Consider the following 16,748-nt stretch of genomic DNA (forward strand, 5'->3'; position numbering starts at 1 on the left):
GCCCCGGTCACATCTGCCGTACAGTTGTGATTCACATCCCAGATTTCTATTATCGAACTCAAAGTTCTAATATCGATCACCATTCAGGCGACAAAAGCCACACAGCGAAGTGAGGAAAGCCCGTGCAGTTCCACCACCACGGTTACGTATCCGGTGACCCGCGAGTCCAGCCGGCCGCCGGCGTCGGCATCGACCGGCCCGCGCAGCTTCCCGACGAAGTGGATGTCCTCATTGTGGGCACCGGGCCGGCCGGCATGCTGACGGCAGCGCAGCTGTCCCAGTTCCCCGGCGTCACCACCCGGATCGTGGAGCGCCGCCCCGGACGGCTCGCCATCGGCCAGGCCGACGGCATCCAGGCCCGGAGTGTCGAGACGTTCCAGGCCTTCGGCTTCGCCGAGCGGATCATCGCGGAGGCCTACCGCATCACCGAGATGGCATTCTGGAAGCCGGACCCTGCGGACCACTCCCGCATCGTCCGCGCCGCCCGCGCCGTCGACGACCCCGCCGGCATCAGCGAGTTCCCGCACCTCATCGTCAACCAGGCCCGCGTGCTGGATTACTTCGCCGAGTTCATGGCGAACTCACCCGCCCGGATGTCACCGGACTATGGCTTTGAATTCCGCAGCCTCGAGGTCACCGGGGAGGGGGAGTACCCCGTCACCGTGACGCTGCTCCACACGGCGGGTCCCGACGAGGGCCGGGAACGCACCGTCCGGGCCAAGTACGTCGTCGGTGCGGACGGCGCCCGGAGCAAGGTGCGCGATGCCATCGGCTGCACGCTCGCCGGCGACCAGGCCAACCATGCCTGGGGCGTCATGGATGTCCTTGCCTCCACCGACTTCCCGGACATCCGCCTGAAATGCGCGATCCAGTCCGGCCAGGGCGGCAGCATCCTGCTGATTCCGCGCGAAGGCGGCCACCTCTTCCGCATGTACGTCGACCTCGGTGAGGTCGCCGCGGACGACCACGGGGCCGTCCGCAAGACCACCATCGAACAGATCATTGCCAAGGCCAACGCGATCCTCCATCCCTACACGCTCGACGTGCGCAACGTCGCCTGGCACAGCGTGTACGAGGTGGGCCACCGGCTCACCGACCGGTTCGACGACGTCCTCCCGGACGAGCTCGGCACGCGCACGCCCCGCGTGTTTATCACCGGCGACGCCTGCCACACGCACAGCGCCAAGGCCGGGCAGGGCATGAACGTTTCCATGCAGGACGGCTTCAACCTGGGCTGGAAGCTTGGCCACGTGCTCGAGGGCCGCAGCCCGGAGAGCCTGCTCTCCACCTACTCGGCCGAGCGCCAGGTCGTCGCGAAGAACCTCATCGACTTCGACAAGGAGTGGTCCACGCTCATGGCGAAGAAGCCCGAGGAATTCGACAGCCCCTCGGAACTCGAGGACTTCTACGTCAGCACGGCCGAATTCCCGGCAGGCTTCATGACCCAGTACGCCACGTCCATGCTCATCGGCGAGCCGGCGCATCAGGACCTGGCCACCGGGTTCACCATCGGCAAGCGCTTCAAGTCCGCGCCCGTCGTGCGGGTCTGCGACACCAATCCTCTGCACCTGGGGCACCAGGCGAAGGCGGACGGCCGGTGGCGTATCTACGTGTTCGCGGACGCGGCAGCGCCCGCCGTGGGACAGAATAGCGCCCCATCGCCGACCACTGACTTCGCCGAGTGGCTGGCGAACGCGCCGGATTCGCCGCTGGCCGCCACGCCGTCGGCCGCCGACCGCGACGCCTGGTTCGACGTGAAGGTCATTTACCAGCAGGACCACACGGGCATCGACATCGGCACAGTCCCGGCAGTGTTCAAACCGGAAGTCGGCCCGTTCAAGCTCACCTACCTGGAGAACGTCTACGGCACCGATCCGGCGGCGGACATCTTCGAACTGCGGGGCATCGACCGCGGCGGTGCCGTCGTCGTCGTGCGCCCGGACCAGTACGTCGCGAACGTGCTGCCCCTGACGGCGACGGCCGAGCTCGCCGCATTCTTTGCGCCCCTCCTCCCGGACCGGCTGCGGACCGCCTAAGCGGCAGCGCTAAAACAAAGGAGTTTTAATGACACAGTCCCACACCACAGGTGCGCCCCCGCACCGCCAGCGCATGAGCCAGGATGACCGCCGCGTCGTTGCCGGCACCATGGTCGGCACCACGATTGAGTGGTACGACTTCTTCATCTTCGCGCAAGCCGCGGGAATCGTCTTCGCCAACCTCTACTTCAAACCGCTGGACACCGACAGCCCCGGACTTGCCCAGCTCGTCTCCTGGGCCACCATCGGTGTCAGCTTCTTCTTCCGGCCCTTGGGCGCGGTGATCGCCGGGCGCTTGGGCGACCGGGTCGGCCGGAAGGCCATGCTCGTTTTCACCCTGGTGATGATGGGGGCGTCAACGGCCCTGATCGGGTTGCTGCCCACCTACGCCCAGATCGGAATCTGGGCGCCGATCCTGCTTATGGTCCTGCGTATCCTGCAGGGTTTCTCCGCAGGTGGTGAATGGGGTGGCGCCGCCCTGATGGCAGTGGAACATGCGCCGGTAAACAAACGCGGATTCTGGGGCGCCTATCCGCAGATCGGCGTCCCGGTGGGGATGATCCTGGCGACGCTGGTGCTGTTCCTGCTCCGGCTCTCCATGTCCCCGGAGCAATTCCTGGAATGGGGCTGGCGGATACCGTTCCTGCTGTCCGTCGCCCTCATTGTGCTGGGCTACTTCATCCGGGCCGCCGTGTCGGAAAGCCCGGTCTTTAAGGAGATGGTGGAGCGCAAGCGCGAGTCGGCCACGCCGCTAACCCAGCTGCTCCGGACGAATAAGCTGCAGGTGATCCTCGCCGCGGTCATCTTCATCGGCAACAACGCTGCCGGATACCTCGTGATCGCCTTCCTGTCCTCCTACGCCCAGAAGACCCTGAAGATGGACGCATCCCCGGTGCTGCTGGCCACGCTGCTCGCCTCCTTCGGGTGGCTCGTATTCACCCTCTACGGCGGCGCCCTCTCGGACAGGATCGGCAGGGTCAGGACCTTCCAGATCGGCTACGCGCTCATATTCGCCTGGATGATCCCGATGTTCCTGCTGATCGACACCCGCAACATCTGGGCCTACGGCGCGGCGATCTTTGTCCTCACCATCGGACTGGGCCTCTCCTACGGGCCGATGTCCGCCATGTACGCGGAGATGTTTCCTGCCAGCGTCCGCTACTCGGGAATCGGAATCGGCTATGCGCTCGGCTCCATTCTCGGCGGTGCCTTCGCCCCGCTCCTCGCCGAAGCACTCTTCAAGGAGACCGGCTGGTCAGGTTCCATTGGCCTCTACATCATGGGGCTCTGCGTGGTCTCATTCGTCGGAGTCACCTTGGTGAAGGAAACGAAGGGAGTTTCCCTGGCGGCAGATACGGAAGCAGATACGGAAGCAGGCACTCAAGCAAATACGCGGGAGCAGGCTGCGACCCACTGACGGCCGACGTCGTATTTCTTTAGCGTCCCGACAACAAAAGGATGCCGGCGCCCTCACGGGCGCCGGCATCCTTTTTACGTTCGGTGCTGGCTTTACTGTCCGGGCAGGCCTACTTGTAAACGCGTACCCAGTCGACCTGCATCTGCGAGGGGGCAGTTGCAGTGCCGTTGGGGAACCAGTCCAGCTGCAGCGTCTGCTGCATGGCGCCGGAGGGCTGGTGCGCCGGGTTCGTGTCGCTGAAGGTCTTCACGCCGTCGACGTAGCCGGTGATGCCGGCGGGAGTCCATTCGACCGCATAGTTGTGCCACTGAGTGGTGTCAACGGCGTAGCTGGACTGCGTCTGGAAGCTTGAGCCGCTGCACTCGTAGTGCAGGAAGAACTTGATCTTGGAGGTCTTCCCGGAACCTTCGGCATAGTCGATTTCATCGCAGGTGGCGGACGGCTTGGTGGGCCAGAGGATCAGCACCGGGTGGTACTTCGGGTCCCGCGCATTGGTCTTCATGCGGGTTTCCCAGCGTCCGTACTTCTGCCGTGCGAACTTTGCGGACATGCCGCCGGTGGTGCCGGCCGCATCACCCTTTACTGTGGCTACGCCGTTGGCCACAGACCAGGCGTCGGGGCTGCGTTTGCCCTTGCCGGCGTGGCCCGGTCCGCTGTAGACGCCCCACTTGGTGGAGTCGGGAGCACCGGTGTTGGAGAACTCGTCACCGGCAACGACGGAGCCCCAGCCGAGCGTGGTCGCCGCTTGCTTGCCGCTGTCGGGAGTGGGCGCGGCCGCGATGTTGGCAGCAGGCACGGCCTTGGCCTGCGGGGCCACAGGTGCCTTTGCCGGTGCGGGCTGGGGTGCGGGCTGCTGGGGTGCAGCGGCCGGGGCAACTGCCGGCTTCGGCGCGCTTGCTGCCGACAGTTCGGGCTTCACGGCAGGCTTGGTGGTTGCCTTGGCGGCGGCAGCCTTCGTGGTTGCCTTCGGTGCCGGCGCGGCCGGTGTGGCGGCCTTGGGTGCGGGGGCATCTGCCGTGCCCGTGGCGGCCGGTGCAGCCTGGGCGGACAGGCCCTTGTCCGCGGTGTCAGGGGCCGACGCGCCGACCCCTGTGGGGGCAAGGCTGCATCCGGTCAGGGACAGCGCGCCAACGGTAAGTACTGCGGCTAGTTTCTTGTTGAACAACAAAACCCCTCCGGGGCGTAGACAGGCGCACGCGGCAGACACATCGAGGTGCTGACGCATGCCTGAAGATTGGTTCAGTCCCCCCGAGGGGACCCGAGCAGCCTCGTGCTGCCCGTCGCATCCGGCCCCAACGATCGGGCGTCCGGTGCCCGATTTTCGGGCCAGGCCCTGTGGCCAGTCAGCAACGTTACTAACTCGTTATACGGCCTGCAAACCGGGACTGGACTGGCCAATCCGGCGCCGTGCGGCACCGCAGCGCCGTCGAACCACCTCGTGACCTGCACAAACATCCGGCCTGCCGCGCGCCGAAATCCTGTCCCAGATGTGATTAAGGTCGCATTATCCGGACAGTTCCGGACAGTTCCGGACAGCAAGAAGCCGCCGTCGCGTTCTGCGACGGCGGCTTCAGGTATTCGTGTGTCCCTCTGTGCCTGTCCGGGGGCTCCTTAGCCGTTGATGACCTGCGGGACGCCGAGGGCTTTGAGGCCCTCGACGCCGAACTCGAGGCCGTAGCCGGACTGCTTTGCGCCGCCGAAGGGGACTCGGGGGTCTACGGCACCGTGTTTGTTGATCCAGACGGTGCCGGCCTGGATGCGGGCGGCGACGGTGCGGGCTTCGGGGAGGTTGGAGGACCAGACGGAGGCGCCGAGTCCGACGTCGAGCGCGTTGGCCTTGGTTACCGCCTCATCCACGGTGCTGTAGCGGATGATCGGCAGGGCGGGGCCGAACTGTTCCTCGGCGACCAGCGGGTTGTCGTTGTCGATGTCGGCCACGAGGGTGGCGGGATAGAAGTGGCCGGGCTGGTCCGGGTCGGGGTTGCCGCCGGTCAGGATCCGTGCGCCGGATTCCCGGGCTGCTTCGACGAGGCCGGCCACGATGTCGTACTGGGCCCTGTTCTGCAGCGGGCCGAGGACGTTGTTTTCGTCGAGTCCGATGCCCATGGGCATGGCCTTCGCCACGGCCGTGAGCTCTTCGCAGACGGCGTCGTAGATGTCGTCGTGGACGTAGAGGCGCTTGAGCGCGGCGCAGGTTTGGCCGGTGTTGATGAAGGCGCCCCAGAAGAGGTCCTGGGCGATGGCTTTCGGGTCGGCGTCGGGCAGGACGATGCCGGCGTCGTTGCCGCCGAGTTCGAGGGTGAGGCGTTTGACGGTCTTGGCGGAGGAGCGGATGATTTCCCGGCCGGCGTCGGTGGAGCCGGTGAACATGACTTTGCCGATCGCGGGGTGTTCGACGAGGCGGGCGCCGACCTTGCGGTCTCCGGAGACAACGGTGAGGAGGCCTTCGGGGAGTTCTTCGTTGAGGACCTTGGCCAGGGCCAGGACGGAGAGCGGGGTCATCTTGGAGGGTTTGACCACCACGGCGTTGCCCATCCTCAGGGCCGGGGCGATCTGCCAGATGGTGATCATCATGGGCCAGTTCCAGGGGCCGATAGCGCCGACGACGCCGATGGGGCGGTAATGCAGTTCGGCGTAGGTTTCGCCGTCGTCCACGACGGTTTCCGGTTCCAGGGGCGTGGTGGCGGCGGCGCGGAGCCAGGCGGCGCAGGCGCCGACTTCAAAGCGGGCGTTGGGTCCGTTGAGGGGTTTGCCCTGCTCGCGGGAGAGCAGCCGGGCGAGTTCTTCTGCGGAGCGTTCGACGGCGTCGGCTGCTTTGAGCAGCGCGGCGGACCGGGCGTCGTGGCCCAGGGCCGCCCAGGCCGGCTGTGCCGCCTGCGCGGCGGCGACCGCTTTTTCGAGGTCGTCAAGGGTGTGGACAGGTGCCTCGCCCACGGAGGTGCCGGTGGCGGGGTCAAGGATGGTCCGGGTTTCGCCGGAGTCCGGGGTGATCGAGGCCAGCAGGGCGTCGTAAGTTTCCAAGGGATACTCCACTTCGAGTAGGCGATGCGCACCGGCCAGCGTGGCCTGAGGCTATGTCTCGAGTCTGCCCGGCCGTGCGCGGGGCGTCTTGTGTATCCGCGAAAAGCTCTTGACCCCAGGCGAACAGCTGCCAGAGGGCGCTGTCTGTGTTGGCACTTAAGCCTGACCGCCAGCCCCCGTCCGCAGCAGCAGTACGTCGTGAACTTCCTCAAGCGACGCCGCGATGAGGGTGCGGTCCACTCCCGCGAGGTACTGCAGAACCAGGCCGTCCAGGGACGCAAACAGCGTCCGGGCCACCACCTGCACGTTGTCGGTCAGCCCGGACGCCGCCAGGCCTTCGGCCAGCGCGCTGACGTAGTTCTCGTAGAGGGCGGAAACCGCCTCCGCGAGCTCGGGCCGGCGGCGCGCCTCCAGGATCATTTCGTACTGGAAGACCTGCAGTTCCGGTTCGGCCAGCAGCAACTCCAGGAGTGACTCCGTGAAGGAATGGCCCAGGGCCGCGGCTTCACGGAGCCTGGACGCGCTGATGGACTGCTCGGCGGCCCAGTCCAAAGCCGCCGCGATGAGGGCATCGCGTGAGCCGAAGTGGTGCGCCACCAGCGTGTTGTTCACGCCTGCGGCTTCGGCGACCGAGCGGTACGTGAGGCCACGCAGGCCCTTCGCGGCCACCACGGCGACGGCGGCGCGGAGCAGGGCTTCCTTTCCGGTCCCGTATTTCGACGGCGGGGCGGCGGCGGTGGATGACTTCATACGCCGAGTCTAGCCAGTGGTTCCGTCCCGTCTGGAGGGTATTGACTTAAAACTAAGCAGTTGCTTAGATTTCCCTCGGAGGTGATGCAGCTCACTCTTCCTGCATTCCGAACCGCCACCTCCGCTGGATACCCGAACCCTGCCCGGCCATCGCGCCGGTGCCCTCACTCCTGGAGTCAATGTGTCAGAAACCTCTGCTTTCACCACTTCGGCAGCCCTCGATCCGAACAAGAATGAGCCCTTCGAACTTGGCCAGGTCCAGTGGGTCCGCCGTTTCGGGGAGGGCGGCCGCCCTGCGCTCGCCTGCGGATACTGGCACGTCACGCCCGCGGAGGCGCCGGAGCCGTTCGACCTGGTGATCCACGCCGATGAGACCATTTCCATCGTCGAAGGACACCTGCGGATCGAAGTGGAGGACGGGGACACCTACGAACTCACTGCAGGCGGCGCTGCCTCCTTCAACCAGGGCGCCCGCACCAGATGGGCTGTCCTCGCGCCCACCGTCGAATTCTTTGTGTACTCCTAGGCGGCCGCGATGGAACAGGAACTCTACGACGTCGTCGTGGTGGGGGCCGGCTTCGCCGGGCTCACCGCCGCCCGCGAACTCAGCCGGCAGGGCCTCGCCGTCCACATCGTTGAGGCGCGCGACCGGATCGGCGGGCGGACCTGGCTGGACCGCCGGCTGGGCCGGGACCTCGAAATCGGCGGTACGTGGGTGCACTGGACCCAGCCGTATGTCTGGGCCGAGCTGAAGCGCTACGGACTGGACACCACGCCCAGCCCTGAGCCGGAGCGGGCATTCTGGTGGGCCGGCGGCCAGCGCCATGAGGGCGGACCGGACGAGCTGCTCGAGCTCATCGGCCAGACGAACGGTGAGTTCGTCCAGGACTCCCGCAAGTACTTTCCGGAGCCGTTCCGGCCGCTGGCCCGCGACGACTTCAAAGCCATCGACGACGTCTCGGTCCAGGACCGGATCCGTGAACAGTTCCCCGCCGGCGCGCACCGGGACATCCTCGAATCCTTCTGGGCGCTGAACTTCAACGGGCCGCTGGCGAATGCGGCGCTGACCCAGGCCTTCCGCTGGGTTGCGCTGACCAACGGCGACTGGGCGGTGAACTTCGAAGCCTGCGCCACCTACAAGATCGTTGGCGGCACGGCCGCTCTGGCTGCGGCAATCCTCGCGGACTCGAGTGCCAGCATCGTGCACGGCTTCACCGTGGAAGCCATGACGGATGACGCCGCCTCAGTTGCCATCCGCAGTGCAGACGGGCGGACCGTCCGCGCTCGGACGGCGATTGTCACGGTTCCGCTGCATGCCCTGAATGCGGTGGCCTTCGAGCCGCAGCTGCCGGCAGCCAAGGCCGACGGCGCCAGCCTGGGCCAGGTTTCCCAGGGCACCAAGGTCTGGTTCCGGCTGCGCGGCGAACATGCACCCTTCGTGGCGCTGGGGGGCGCCGACTGGCCCCTGAATTTCTTCCAGGTGGAATACACGCTCGACGGCGACACGATCGCCGTCGGCTTCGGTCCTGACGCCTCAAAGATCGACGTTGGGGACCCGGCCGCCGTCCAGGCGCAGCTCGCGCGCCTGGTGCCGGACGCCGAGGTGGTTGCCGTTGCCAGCCACAACTGGGTGGACGACCCGCTGTCCGGTGAAACCTGGCCCATGCACCGCACCGGCTATCTTTCGACGTACCTCCCCGCCATGCAGGCGGCCCACGGCCGGGTGCTGTTTGCCGGCTCCGATATCGCCAACGGCTGGGGAGGATTCATTGACGGCGCAATCGAGAGCGGCATGGAAGCGGCCAATGACGCTGCGTCCATGCTGGCAACCGGCTCTATGGCAACCGGCAGGATGGCAGACCGGCGGTCCAGGCCGTGACTGCGCTCAGGAACAACAACTGATCGCTGCACGACAAGGCACAGCCGGACATCGGTGCCATTCTGGAATTCACGGCGCAGCCCCCATGCGCAGCCGCACACTTCGAAGCAGCCCGCAGATATCTGGGCAACGTCGCCCACGAACACCTCCCCAGCACTCATGACCGTTAAGAAGGACCCAATGAGTATTTCGAATCCCGAATCCCGGACCGCAGATCCCGGTTCCCGCCAGGAACACCCCACTGCACTGCGCGCAGGCAGCATCGGCGTCCTGGGCATCCTGTTCTTCGTCCTGTCCGCGCAGGCGCCGCTGACTGGAATCGTCGGAGCAGCCCCCTTGGCTGCCGCGCTCGGCAACGGTGCCGGCGCCCCGGGCGCCTATCTCATCGTCGGCGTCGTCATTGTGATCTTCGCCGTCGGCTTCGTGGCCATGAGCCGGAAAGTCCAGACCAACGGTGCCTTTTACGCCTATGTCACGGCGGCGTTCGGACGCAAGACCGGCGCCGGCGCGGCATGGCTCGCGCTGCTGGCCTACAGTACCGTGCAGGCGGCGATGTACGGACTGTACGGGGCGGCCTTCTCCGGGCTGCTGGCGTCCGCCGGGATAACTGTTCCCTGGTGGCTGCCCGCACTCGTGACCATGGCGGGCGTCCAGGTCCTGGGCTCCATGAACATCGAGCTTGGCGCCCGTGTGCTGGCTGTGTTGGTGGGCCTGGAAGTGGCCATTCTCCTGATGTTCGGCTTCTCCGTCCTCCTCCGCGGCGGAGGACCCGAAGGGCTGGACATCGCCGCCTCGTTCGCGCCGGCGGCCATCGCAGGCGGCGCACCGGGCGTTGCCATCATGTTTGCCGTGGCTTCCATGTTCGGCTTTGAATCCACGGCCATCTACTCGGCCGAAGCCAAGGACCCGCACCGGACGGTCGCCCGGGCAACCTATCTGTCCGTGGGCATCATCGCCGTCTTCTTCTCGTTCATCACCTGGATGCTGGTCAGCTTCTACGGCCCGTCACACGTCGTCGGTGCCGCAGGGGCAGCGCTCGAATCAGGCGATGCCACGTCTTTCGTGATCGGCCCGATCGTGGAGATGTTCGGACCGTGGGCCGGGGTCACCGCCGGAGTCCTGTTGGTGACGTCCCTGCTGGCCGGCATCATTGCTTTCCACAACGGCATCAACCGCTACCTTCACTCGCTGGCACTGCGCGGCTCCATGCCCGGCGTCGTGGCCCGGACCAACCGGCACCGCGCCCCCGCGGTGGCGGCCTGGATCCAGACGGCGGTGGCCGTGCTCCTCGTGGCGCCGTTTGCGCTGCTTGGACTGGATCCGGTGCTGACGCTGTTCTCCTGGTTCAGCGGCCTTGCCGTCGCGGCGCTGCTGGTGCTGTACATGCTGTGCTCGCTCGCCGTCGTCGGCTATTTCCGCCGGGAGCGGGTGGCCGGACAGCACTGGCAGACGCTCATCGCCCCGGCGCTCGCCTCCGTGCTGCTGGCGTGGGTCCTCTACCTGGTGGTCAGCAACTTCACCTCACTCATCGGCGGAAGTGCCGAAACGGCGGCGGGGCTGCTGGCGGCCGTCCCCGTGGTCTTCCTGGCCGGAGTGCTGGTGGAGATCCGGGTGGAGAAGCGCGTCGAGATCCTGGAGCCTGAGCTCGCCGGGTAACGGGCGTTCGACGGCGGCGCTGCCGGCAGCGGTGGCTGTGTCAGCGCGGGCGGCAGCGGCGCGGGCGGCGGATTGGCGCCCGCGCCAAGCGAGGCCGCCGGCCAGCAGCAACAGCGCCAGCAGCAACACCGCCAGCAGGGATGCTGCGGCCGTGGCCGGCTCCGCTGCCGGCTCGGGGCCGGCGGGCCAATGTCCGATGATGCCCAGGAGCGCCGGCACTGTGGCGGAGGCCTGGCTGGTGAGGACCAGCGACCAGCCGATGAGCGGCCCCAGCCCTACGAAGCCCAGCGCCAGCTGAAGGAAGAACAGCAGCCACAGGTAGGCCCAGCACAGCCACAGGACGGCCAGGAACGGATCTTCGCCGGACCACGCCGCAGCGAGCAGGAGCCCGCACGCACCCACCAGGCCGCAGAACCAGCCGAGCCCCCTCGAACCGAGTGCCAGCAGGTAATCCAACCCCACATAGACGTACGTCAGCCCGAAGAGGAACATCCCGGCGGCCCCGAGGAGCAATTGCGGGCCGCCGCCGTCAACGCCCGGAGAACTGGCACCCAAATACGTGACACCAAGGACCAGCTGGGTGCTGCCGATGACCAGGCTGAACACGGCAGCATCCCGTCGGGGGAGGACATCCAGCGCCGCAAGGCCGTTGAGCAGGAGCGCGGCTCCGGAGAGAAGCAGGCAAATGTGGGCCATCAGAAGTCCACCGCCGAACCGCGGACCGGGATCGCAATTTTCGTTTCATGGAAATCAAATGTCACAATACGGAGGTTAATGGAAAGTTGATTAGCCATGTGCGGCCAGCGCAGTCACAATTGGATATGTTGAAGTTTCAATAAAAGGATGCCGGTTCTGACGCGTGCCGGAGACTTCCCGCCCGGTTCGACGTAAGGAATCATCATGGATGCACGGCTCGAGGCCATCAGGAATACTGTCCTGGCCCGGAACCCGGGCGAAGCCGAGTTTCACCAGGCGGTGACCGAAGTATTTGAAAGCCTCGGCCCGGTCCACGACCGCCACCCCGAATTCCTCGAAGGGGCCGTCCTCGAGCGGTTGTGCGAGCCAGAACGGCAGATCATTTTCCGGGTGCCCTGGACCGACGATTCCGGCCGCGTGCAGATCAACCGTGGCTTCCGCGTGGAGTTCAACTCCGCGCTGGGGCCCTACAAGGGCGGCCTGCGCTTCCACCCCTCCGTGTACCTGGGCATCGTGAAGTTCCTCGGCTTCGAGCAGATCTTCAAGAACGCCCTGACCGGAATGCCGATCGGCGGGGGCAAGGGCGGCTCCGACTTCGATCCGCGGGGCCGCAGCGACGCCGAGGTCATGCGTTTCTGCCAGTCCTTCATGACCGAGCTGTACCGCCACATCGGCGAATACACCGACGTTCCGGCCGGAGACATCGGTGTGGGCGGCCGCGAAATCGGCTACCTCTTCGGCCAGTACAAGCGCATCACCAACCGCTATGAATCCGGCGTCCTCACCGGCAAGGGCATCTCCTGGGGCGGTTCCCTGGTGCGGCCCGAAGCCACCGGATTCGGCACGGTGATCTTCACCGAGGAGATGCTGAAGGCCCGCGGAACATCCTTCGATGGGCAGCGCGTGGTGGTCTCGGGATCCGGCAACGTGGCCATCAATGCGATCGCCAAGGCACAGGCACTCGGCGCCGTCGTGATCGCCTGTTCGGATTCCAGCGGCTACGTCGTGGATGAAGCCGGAATCGACGTCGGCCTTCTCCGCCAGATCAAGGAAGTCGAGCGGGGCCGCCTCAAGGACTATGAAGTCCGGCGCCCGCGAGTGTCCTATGTAGACGGCGGCTCAGTGTGGGACGTCAACGCCACGGTGGCCCTGCCCTGCGCGACGCAGAACGAACTCGACGGCGACGCGGCGGCCCGGCTGGTGCGGGGCGGTCTGCTCGCCGTTGGCGAGGGCGCAAACATGCCGTCCACCCGCGAAGCCGTGGCGGTGTTCCAGGGCGCCGGTGTGCTGTTCGCCCCGGGCAAGGCAGCCAATGCCGGAGGAGTGGCCACGTCAGCCCTTGAAATGCAGCAGAACGCGAGCCGTGACTCCTGGTCCTTCGAGCACACCGAACAGCGCCTCACGGACATCATGGTGGGGATCCACGAGCGCTGCGCCTCGACCGCTGATGAATACGGGGACCCGGGCAACTACGTGCTGGGCGCGAACATTGCCGGCTTCGTCAAAGTGGCAGATGCCATGCTCGCGCAGGGGCTGATCTAAGGCTAAATCCAGCGCTGATCCAGAGGCTGCGTCAGGCGCCGCGCCGCCAGTCGCTGGGGGACTGGCCAAACGCGTCGCGGAACGTGCGGCTGAAATGCGCCGCATCCACGAAACCCCAGCGGGCGGCGACGGCGCCCACCGACATGCCGGCGTGGAGCGGATCACGGAGATCCCGGCGCGTACGCTCCAGGCGCTGGCTCCTGATCCAGCTGGCAACGGTGGTGCCCGATTCGTGGAAGACGTTGTGCAGGTGGCGTGTCGAAATGAAATGCGCCGCCGCAATGCTGGCCGGCGAAAGCTGGGGGTCGGCGAGGTTTGCCTCGATGTACTCGCGGACCGAGGTTGCCAGCAAGGTCTGCGGCTTCATGCTGTCCTGTGCCAGGTCCAGCTCGGAATGGAGCATGGTGGAGACGAGGTCCAGGGCGTTCGCAGCAAGCCGTGAACCGCTGGGGCCGTTGAGGACCTCGAGGTTGGCGGCGAGCTGCGTAATGAATGGTCCCACGATGCTCGTCAGGCCGTGTCCGCCGGCCAGCCGCACGGCCGACAGTTGGCCCACATAGTCGGAGGGCAGCGTCAGCGAGTCGTGCGGGAACATGACCACCAGCACCCTGGCCCGGTCTTCGAAGGCCAGGGTGTACGGGCGGTTGGTGTCGTAAATGGCCAGGTCGCCGGGGCGGAGCAGGGCCTCGCGGTTGTCCTGGATCAGGAGGCCGGTGCCCTCCAATTGGAGATTGAGCTTGAAGTAGCGCTCGCCCGGCTGTGCCAAGAGGGCAGGAGTGCGGTGGACACTGTGTCCCGTGGCCGAAACCTCCACGATGCACATGCGGTCCACCACGCGGGAGCGCATCCTGCCACGGAATGCGTCGGCGTCAGCCGTCTCGGCCGCCAGCGGCACGAAGGATTCCGCCACCAGGTGTCGCCAGTGGTCGAACGAGGTGGCAACACTGGTTTTGAGGTCCCGGCCCGCGGGGCGGGTTGCAGTTGCAGACATGGATGATCCTGACGCCGGGGGCCACATGGGCCCAAGACTGTGTCCTGCGACACATTCATTTCAGGTTAGCGCCGCCGCGCCGCTCCTGTCATCTTTTTTCCACAGATGTCGAAAAAAATTACTGACCGCTTTGGAGCAGCGCCAGGAAGCCTTCCAGCTGGTCGCCCAGGCTGCGGTCTACCTGCCCCTGCGGGGCCAGTGCCGCCGCTATCTGGGCACCCAGCAGCATGTTCAGCAGGTTGCCGGCAATGGCGCCGTCCGCGACGGCGGAGCTTACGTCGCCGTTCTTCCTCGCCTGGCCGAGGTGCTCCAGGATCGCGGCATGCCACTGCTCCATGGAGTCCCGGTGGATGGCGGCCTTTTCGGGATCGTTGATGGCCTTCTGCCAAAACGGAATAACGATGCGCGCCTCATTGACGCGCTCCTCGTCCAGCGGCAGCACCTCGACGCAAAAGGCCCGGAGGGCCGCGATGCCCGACTTTCCCGCAGTGACCTCCGCGATGCGCTCGTTCGTCCTGTTGAACACATGGCCGAAGGCGAAGGTGAGGAGGGTGTCCTTGGTGGGGAAGTAGGGCTTGAGCGCGCCGTTGGCAAAGCCCGCTTCGGTCGCAATCTCCCGCATCGTGGCACCCTCGATGCCGAGCCGCGCGATGATCCGCCACGTGGCGTCCACCAGCTCCAGCCGGCGCTCGTCGTGATCAACAATCTTTGGCATGCAGCCGCTCCCCCGGAAATATTTTTGGCGCAAGACCCTTGTGACACATCTTACGTACGGTTATTCTCTACAACTATAGAAAATAAAAATACGACCCGCCAGGGTCCCGGACAGAAGGCCGCCATGACGACCTCGCTCACAGATGTAGCCACCCCGTACCGCTTGGCCACGCCCGCAGAAATCACCGATGTCCAGGGCATTCTTCGTTCAGCCGGCCTCCTGGGTCCGGAGAAGCGCATCGCCTACCTCGGCCTGCTGGACCCGCCGCGCGGCGCAAGCGCCGAAACCGAGGACCGGCGGTTCCGGATCTTCCTCCACGACGTATCGGGCGCGGCACCCTCGGACGTCACGGTGTCCGCTTCCGCGCGCGAGGTGATCTCCGCCGTCGAACTCGACACTGCCGCCACGGGCGAGCTTCCCGTCCTGGAGGAGGAATTTGAAGTCGTCGAGCAGCTCCTGGCCTCAGATGAGAGGTGGCTGAAGGCGCTTGCCTCGCGGAACCTGGACGTCAGCAAGGTCCGAGTGGCCCCGCTGTCGGCCGGCGTCTTCGAGTACGCGGAGGAGAAGGGCCGCCGGATCCTCCGGGGTCTGGCCTTTGTGCAGGAGTTTCCCGAGGACAGCGCCTGGGCGCACCCGGTGGACGGGCTCGTGGCCTACGTCGACGTCGTCAACAAGGAAGTGACCCAGGTCCTGGATACCGGGATCTTCCCGGTCCCGGCCGAACACGGCAACTACACGGACCCCGAGCTGACCGGCCCGCCGCGCACCAGCCAGAAGCCCATCAGCATCATCCAACCGGAGGGGCCCAGCTTCACTGTCACCGGCGGAAACCACGTCGAATGGGAGAAGTGGAGCCTGGACGTCGGCTTCGATGTCCGCGAAGGCGTGGTGCTGCACAACATCGCCTTCCGGGACGGGGACCGGCTCCGTCCCATCATCAACCGGGCCTCCATTGCCGAAATGGTGGTTCCCTACGGCGATCCTTCCCCGATCCGGTCCTGGCAGAACTACTTCGACACGGGCGAGTACCTCGTGGGCCAGTACGCCAACTCCCTGGAGCTCGGATGCGACTGCCTGGGCGAGATCACCTACCTCAGCCCCGTCATCAGCGACGCCTTCGGCAATCCCCGCGAGATCCGCAACGGCATCTGCATGCACGAGGAGGACTGGGGTATCCTCGCCAAGCACAGCGATCTCTGGTCCGGCATCAACTACACACGCCGGAACCGCCGCCTGGTGATCTCCTTCTTCACAACGATCGGCAATTACGACTACGGCTTTTACTGGTACCTGTACCTCGACGGCACCATCGAGTTCGAGGCCAAGGCCACCGGCGTCGTCTTCACCAGCGCTTTTCCGGAAGGCGGCTCCGCCAACATCTCCCAGCTCGCGCCCGGACTGGGGGCACCCTTCCACCAGCACCTGTTCAGTGCGCGGCTGGACATGGCCATTGATGGTTTCACCAACAGGGTCGAGGAAGAGGACGTGGTCCGCCAGCCGATGGGCGAAGGGAACGAGCGCGGCAACGCCTTCTCCCGCAGGCGGACAGTTCTGGCCCGGGAATCCGACGCGGTCCGCGAGGCCGACGCGCGGAGCGGCCGGACCTGGATCATCTCCAACCCCGAATCCCGCAACCGGCTGGGGGAACCGGTGGGCTACAAGCTGCACGCCCACAACCAGCCCACGCTCCTGGCTGATCCGGATTCCTCCATTGCGCGCAGGGCCGCTTTTGCCACCAAGGATCTGTGGGTGACCCGGTTCGCGGACGACGAGCGGTACCCGACCGGAGACTTCGTCAACCAGCACTCCGGCGGCGCCGGCCTGCCGTCCTACATCGCCCAGGACCGTGACATCGACGGCCAGGACATCGTGGTCTGGCACACCTTCGGACTCACCCACTTCCCCCGCGTTGAGGACTGGCCCATCATGCCCGTGGACACCGTGGGCTTCAAGCTCCGCCCCGAAGGCTTCTTCGACCGCAGCCCCGTGCTGGATGTTCCCGCGTCGGCCCAGCCCTCCGGCGGCCACTGCCATGGCTGAGCCGA

Annotated in this window: 12 protein-coding genes and 1 pseudogene; 7 read left to right on the forward strand and 6 right to left on the reverse strand. The window is 66.2% G+C overall.

Going from position 1 to position 16,748, the window contains the following annotated elements:
* Positions 1-122: 122 nt before the first annotated feature.
* Positions 123-2,036, forward strand: a complete 1,914-nt coding sequence (locus AC3A3W_RS18750) for an FAD-binding monooxygenase (protein ID WP_487444516.1) — start codon at positions 123-125, stop codon at positions 2,034-2,036.
* A gap of 28 nt (positions 2,037-2,064) precedes the next feature.
* Complete coding sequence (locus tag AC3A3W_RS18755; RefSeq protein ID WP_487444517.1) at positions 2,065-3,453, forward strand: MFS transporter; 1,389 nt, start codon at positions 2,065-2,067, stop codon at positions 3,451-3,453.
* A gap of 109 nt (positions 3,454-3,562) precedes the next feature.
* Here the strand turns inward: AC3A3W_RS18755 and AC3A3W_RS18760 are convergent, their stop codons facing one another.
* The 3 genes from AC3A3W_RS18760 to AC3A3W_RS18770 form a co-directional block, all read right to left on the reverse strand.
* A complete protein-coding gene (locus tag AC3A3W_RS18760) occupies positions 3,563-4,618 on the reverse strand; it encodes a glycoside hydrolase family 16 protein (RefSeq protein ID WP_487444519.1) in 1,056 nt (351 codons plus the stop codon).
* A 446-nt stretch (positions 4,619-5,064) separates the two neighbouring features.
* Entirely contained in the window at positions 5,065-6,474 is a 1,410-nt protein-coding gene (locus tag AC3A3W_RS18765) for an aldehyde dehydrogenase family protein (RefSeq protein WP_487444521.1), read from the reverse strand.
* A gap of 156 nt (positions 6,475-6,630) precedes the next feature.
* Positions 6,631-7,224, reverse strand: coding sequence for a TetR/AcrR family transcriptional regulator (locus tag AC3A3W_RS18770; RefSeq protein WP_487444523.1), 594 nt, complete (start codon positions 7,222-7,224; stop codon positions 6,631-6,633).
* 181 nt (positions 7,225-7,405) lie between these two features.
* Here AC3A3W_RS18770 and AC3A3W_RS18775 point away from each other — a divergent pair, with 181 nt between their 5' ends.
* From AC3A3W_RS18775 to AC3A3W_RS18785, 3 genes are all read left to right on the forward strand, one after another.
* On the forward strand, positions 7,406-7,750 hold the full coding sequence (locus AC3A3W_RS18775) for a cupin domain-containing protein (protein ID WP_487444524.1): 345 nt from the start codon (positions 7,406-7,408) through the stop codon (positions 7,748-7,750).
* Positions 7,751-7,759: 9 nt separating this feature from the next.
* On the forward strand, positions 7,760-9,103 hold the full coding sequence (locus AC3A3W_RS18780; RefSeq protein WP_487444526.1) for a flavin monoamine oxidase family protein: 1,344 nt from the start codon (positions 7,760-7,762) through the stop codon (positions 9,101-9,103).
* 180 nt (positions 9,104-9,283) lie between these two features.
* The gene (locus AC3A3W_RS18785; protein WP_487444528.1) at positions 9,284-10,759 is read left to right on the forward strand and encodes an APC family permease; all 1,476 of its coding nucleotides are present in this window, start codon (positions 9,284-9,286) and stop codon (positions 10,757-10,759) included.
* A 204-nt stretch (positions 10,760-10,963) separates the two neighbouring features.
* On the opposite strand, the pseudogene AC3A3W_RS18790 reads toward AC3A3W_RS18785, so the two are convergent.
* Positions 10,964-11,455 (reverse strand): annotated as a pseudogene (locus AC3A3W_RS18790) (AmiS/UreI family transporter); the annotation flags it as partial.
* A 204-nt stretch (positions 11,456-11,659) separates the two neighbouring features.
* On the opposite strand from AC3A3W_RS18790, the gene gdhA reads away from it, so the two are divergent.
* Positions 11,660-12,997, forward strand: a complete 1,338-nt coding sequence (gdhA, locus tag AC3A3W_RS18795) for an NADP-specific glutamate dehydrogenase (RefSeq protein WP_487444530.1) — start codon at positions 11,660-11,662, stop codon at positions 12,995-12,997.
* 31 nt (positions 12,998-13,028) lie between these two features.
* On the opposite strand, the gene AC3A3W_RS18800 is transcribed toward gdhA, so the two are convergent.
* Together AC3A3W_RS18800 and AC3A3W_RS18805 are read right to left on the reverse strand one after the other, a co-directional pair.
* Positions 13,029-13,988 (reverse strand): AraC-like ligand-binding domain-containing protein, encoded by a 960-nt coding sequence (locus AC3A3W_RS18800; RefSeq protein WP_487444532.1) that lies wholly within the window; start codon positions 13,986-13,988, stop codon positions 13,029-13,031.
* A gap of 118 nt (positions 13,989-14,106) precedes the next feature.
* Positions 14,107-14,703, reverse strand: a complete 597-nt coding sequence (locus AC3A3W_RS18805; protein ID WP_487444534.1) for a TetR/AcrR family transcriptional regulator — start codon at positions 14,701-14,703, stop codon at positions 14,107-14,109.
* A 123-nt stretch (positions 14,704-14,826) separates the two neighbouring features.
* Between AC3A3W_RS18805 and AC3A3W_RS18810 the strand changes: the two genes are divergently transcribed.
* On the forward strand, positions 14,827-16,743 hold the full coding sequence (locus AC3A3W_RS18810; RefSeq protein ID WP_487444536.1) for a primary-amine oxidase: 1,917 nt from the start codon (positions 14,827-14,829) through the stop codon (positions 16,741-16,743).
* Positions 16,744-16,748: the final 5 nt, after the last annotated feature.

The sequence above is a fragment of the Arthrobacter sp. Soil_N43 genome (genome assembly GCF_057655195.1).

Coding starts and splice junctions, on each gene's coding strand:
- AC3A3W_RS18780 (WP_487444526.1), top strand. CDS start 7,760: ATGGAACAGGAACTCTACGACGTCGTCGTGGTGGGGGCCGGCTTCGCC.
- AC3A3W_RS18770 (WP_487444523.1), bottom strand. CDS start 7,224: ATGAAGTCATCCACCGCCGCCGCCCCGCCGTCGAAATACGGGACCGGA.
- AC3A3W_RS18755 (WP_487444517.1), top strand. CDS start 2,065: ATGACACAGTCCCACACCACAGGTGCGCCCCCGCACCGCCAGCGCATG.
- AC3A3W_RS18810 (WP_487444536.1), top strand. CDS start 14,827: ATGACGACCTCGCTCACAGATGTAGCCACCCCGTACCGCTTGGCCACG.
- AC3A3W_RS18800 (WP_487444532.1), bottom strand. CDS start 13,988: ATGTCTGCAACTGCAACCCGCCCCGCGGGCCGGGACCTCAAAACCAGT.
- AC3A3W_RS18785 (WP_487444528.1), top strand. CDS start 9,284: ATGAGTATTTCGAATCCCGAATCCCGGACCGCAGATCCCGGTTCCCGC.
- AC3A3W_RS18805 (WP_487444534.1), bottom strand. CDS start 14,703: ATGCCAAAGATTGTTGATCACGACGAGCGCCGGCTGGAGCTGGTGGAC.
- gdhA (WP_487444530.1), top strand. CDS start 11,660: ATGGATGCACGGCTCGAGGCCATCAGGAATACTGTCCTGGCCCGGAAC.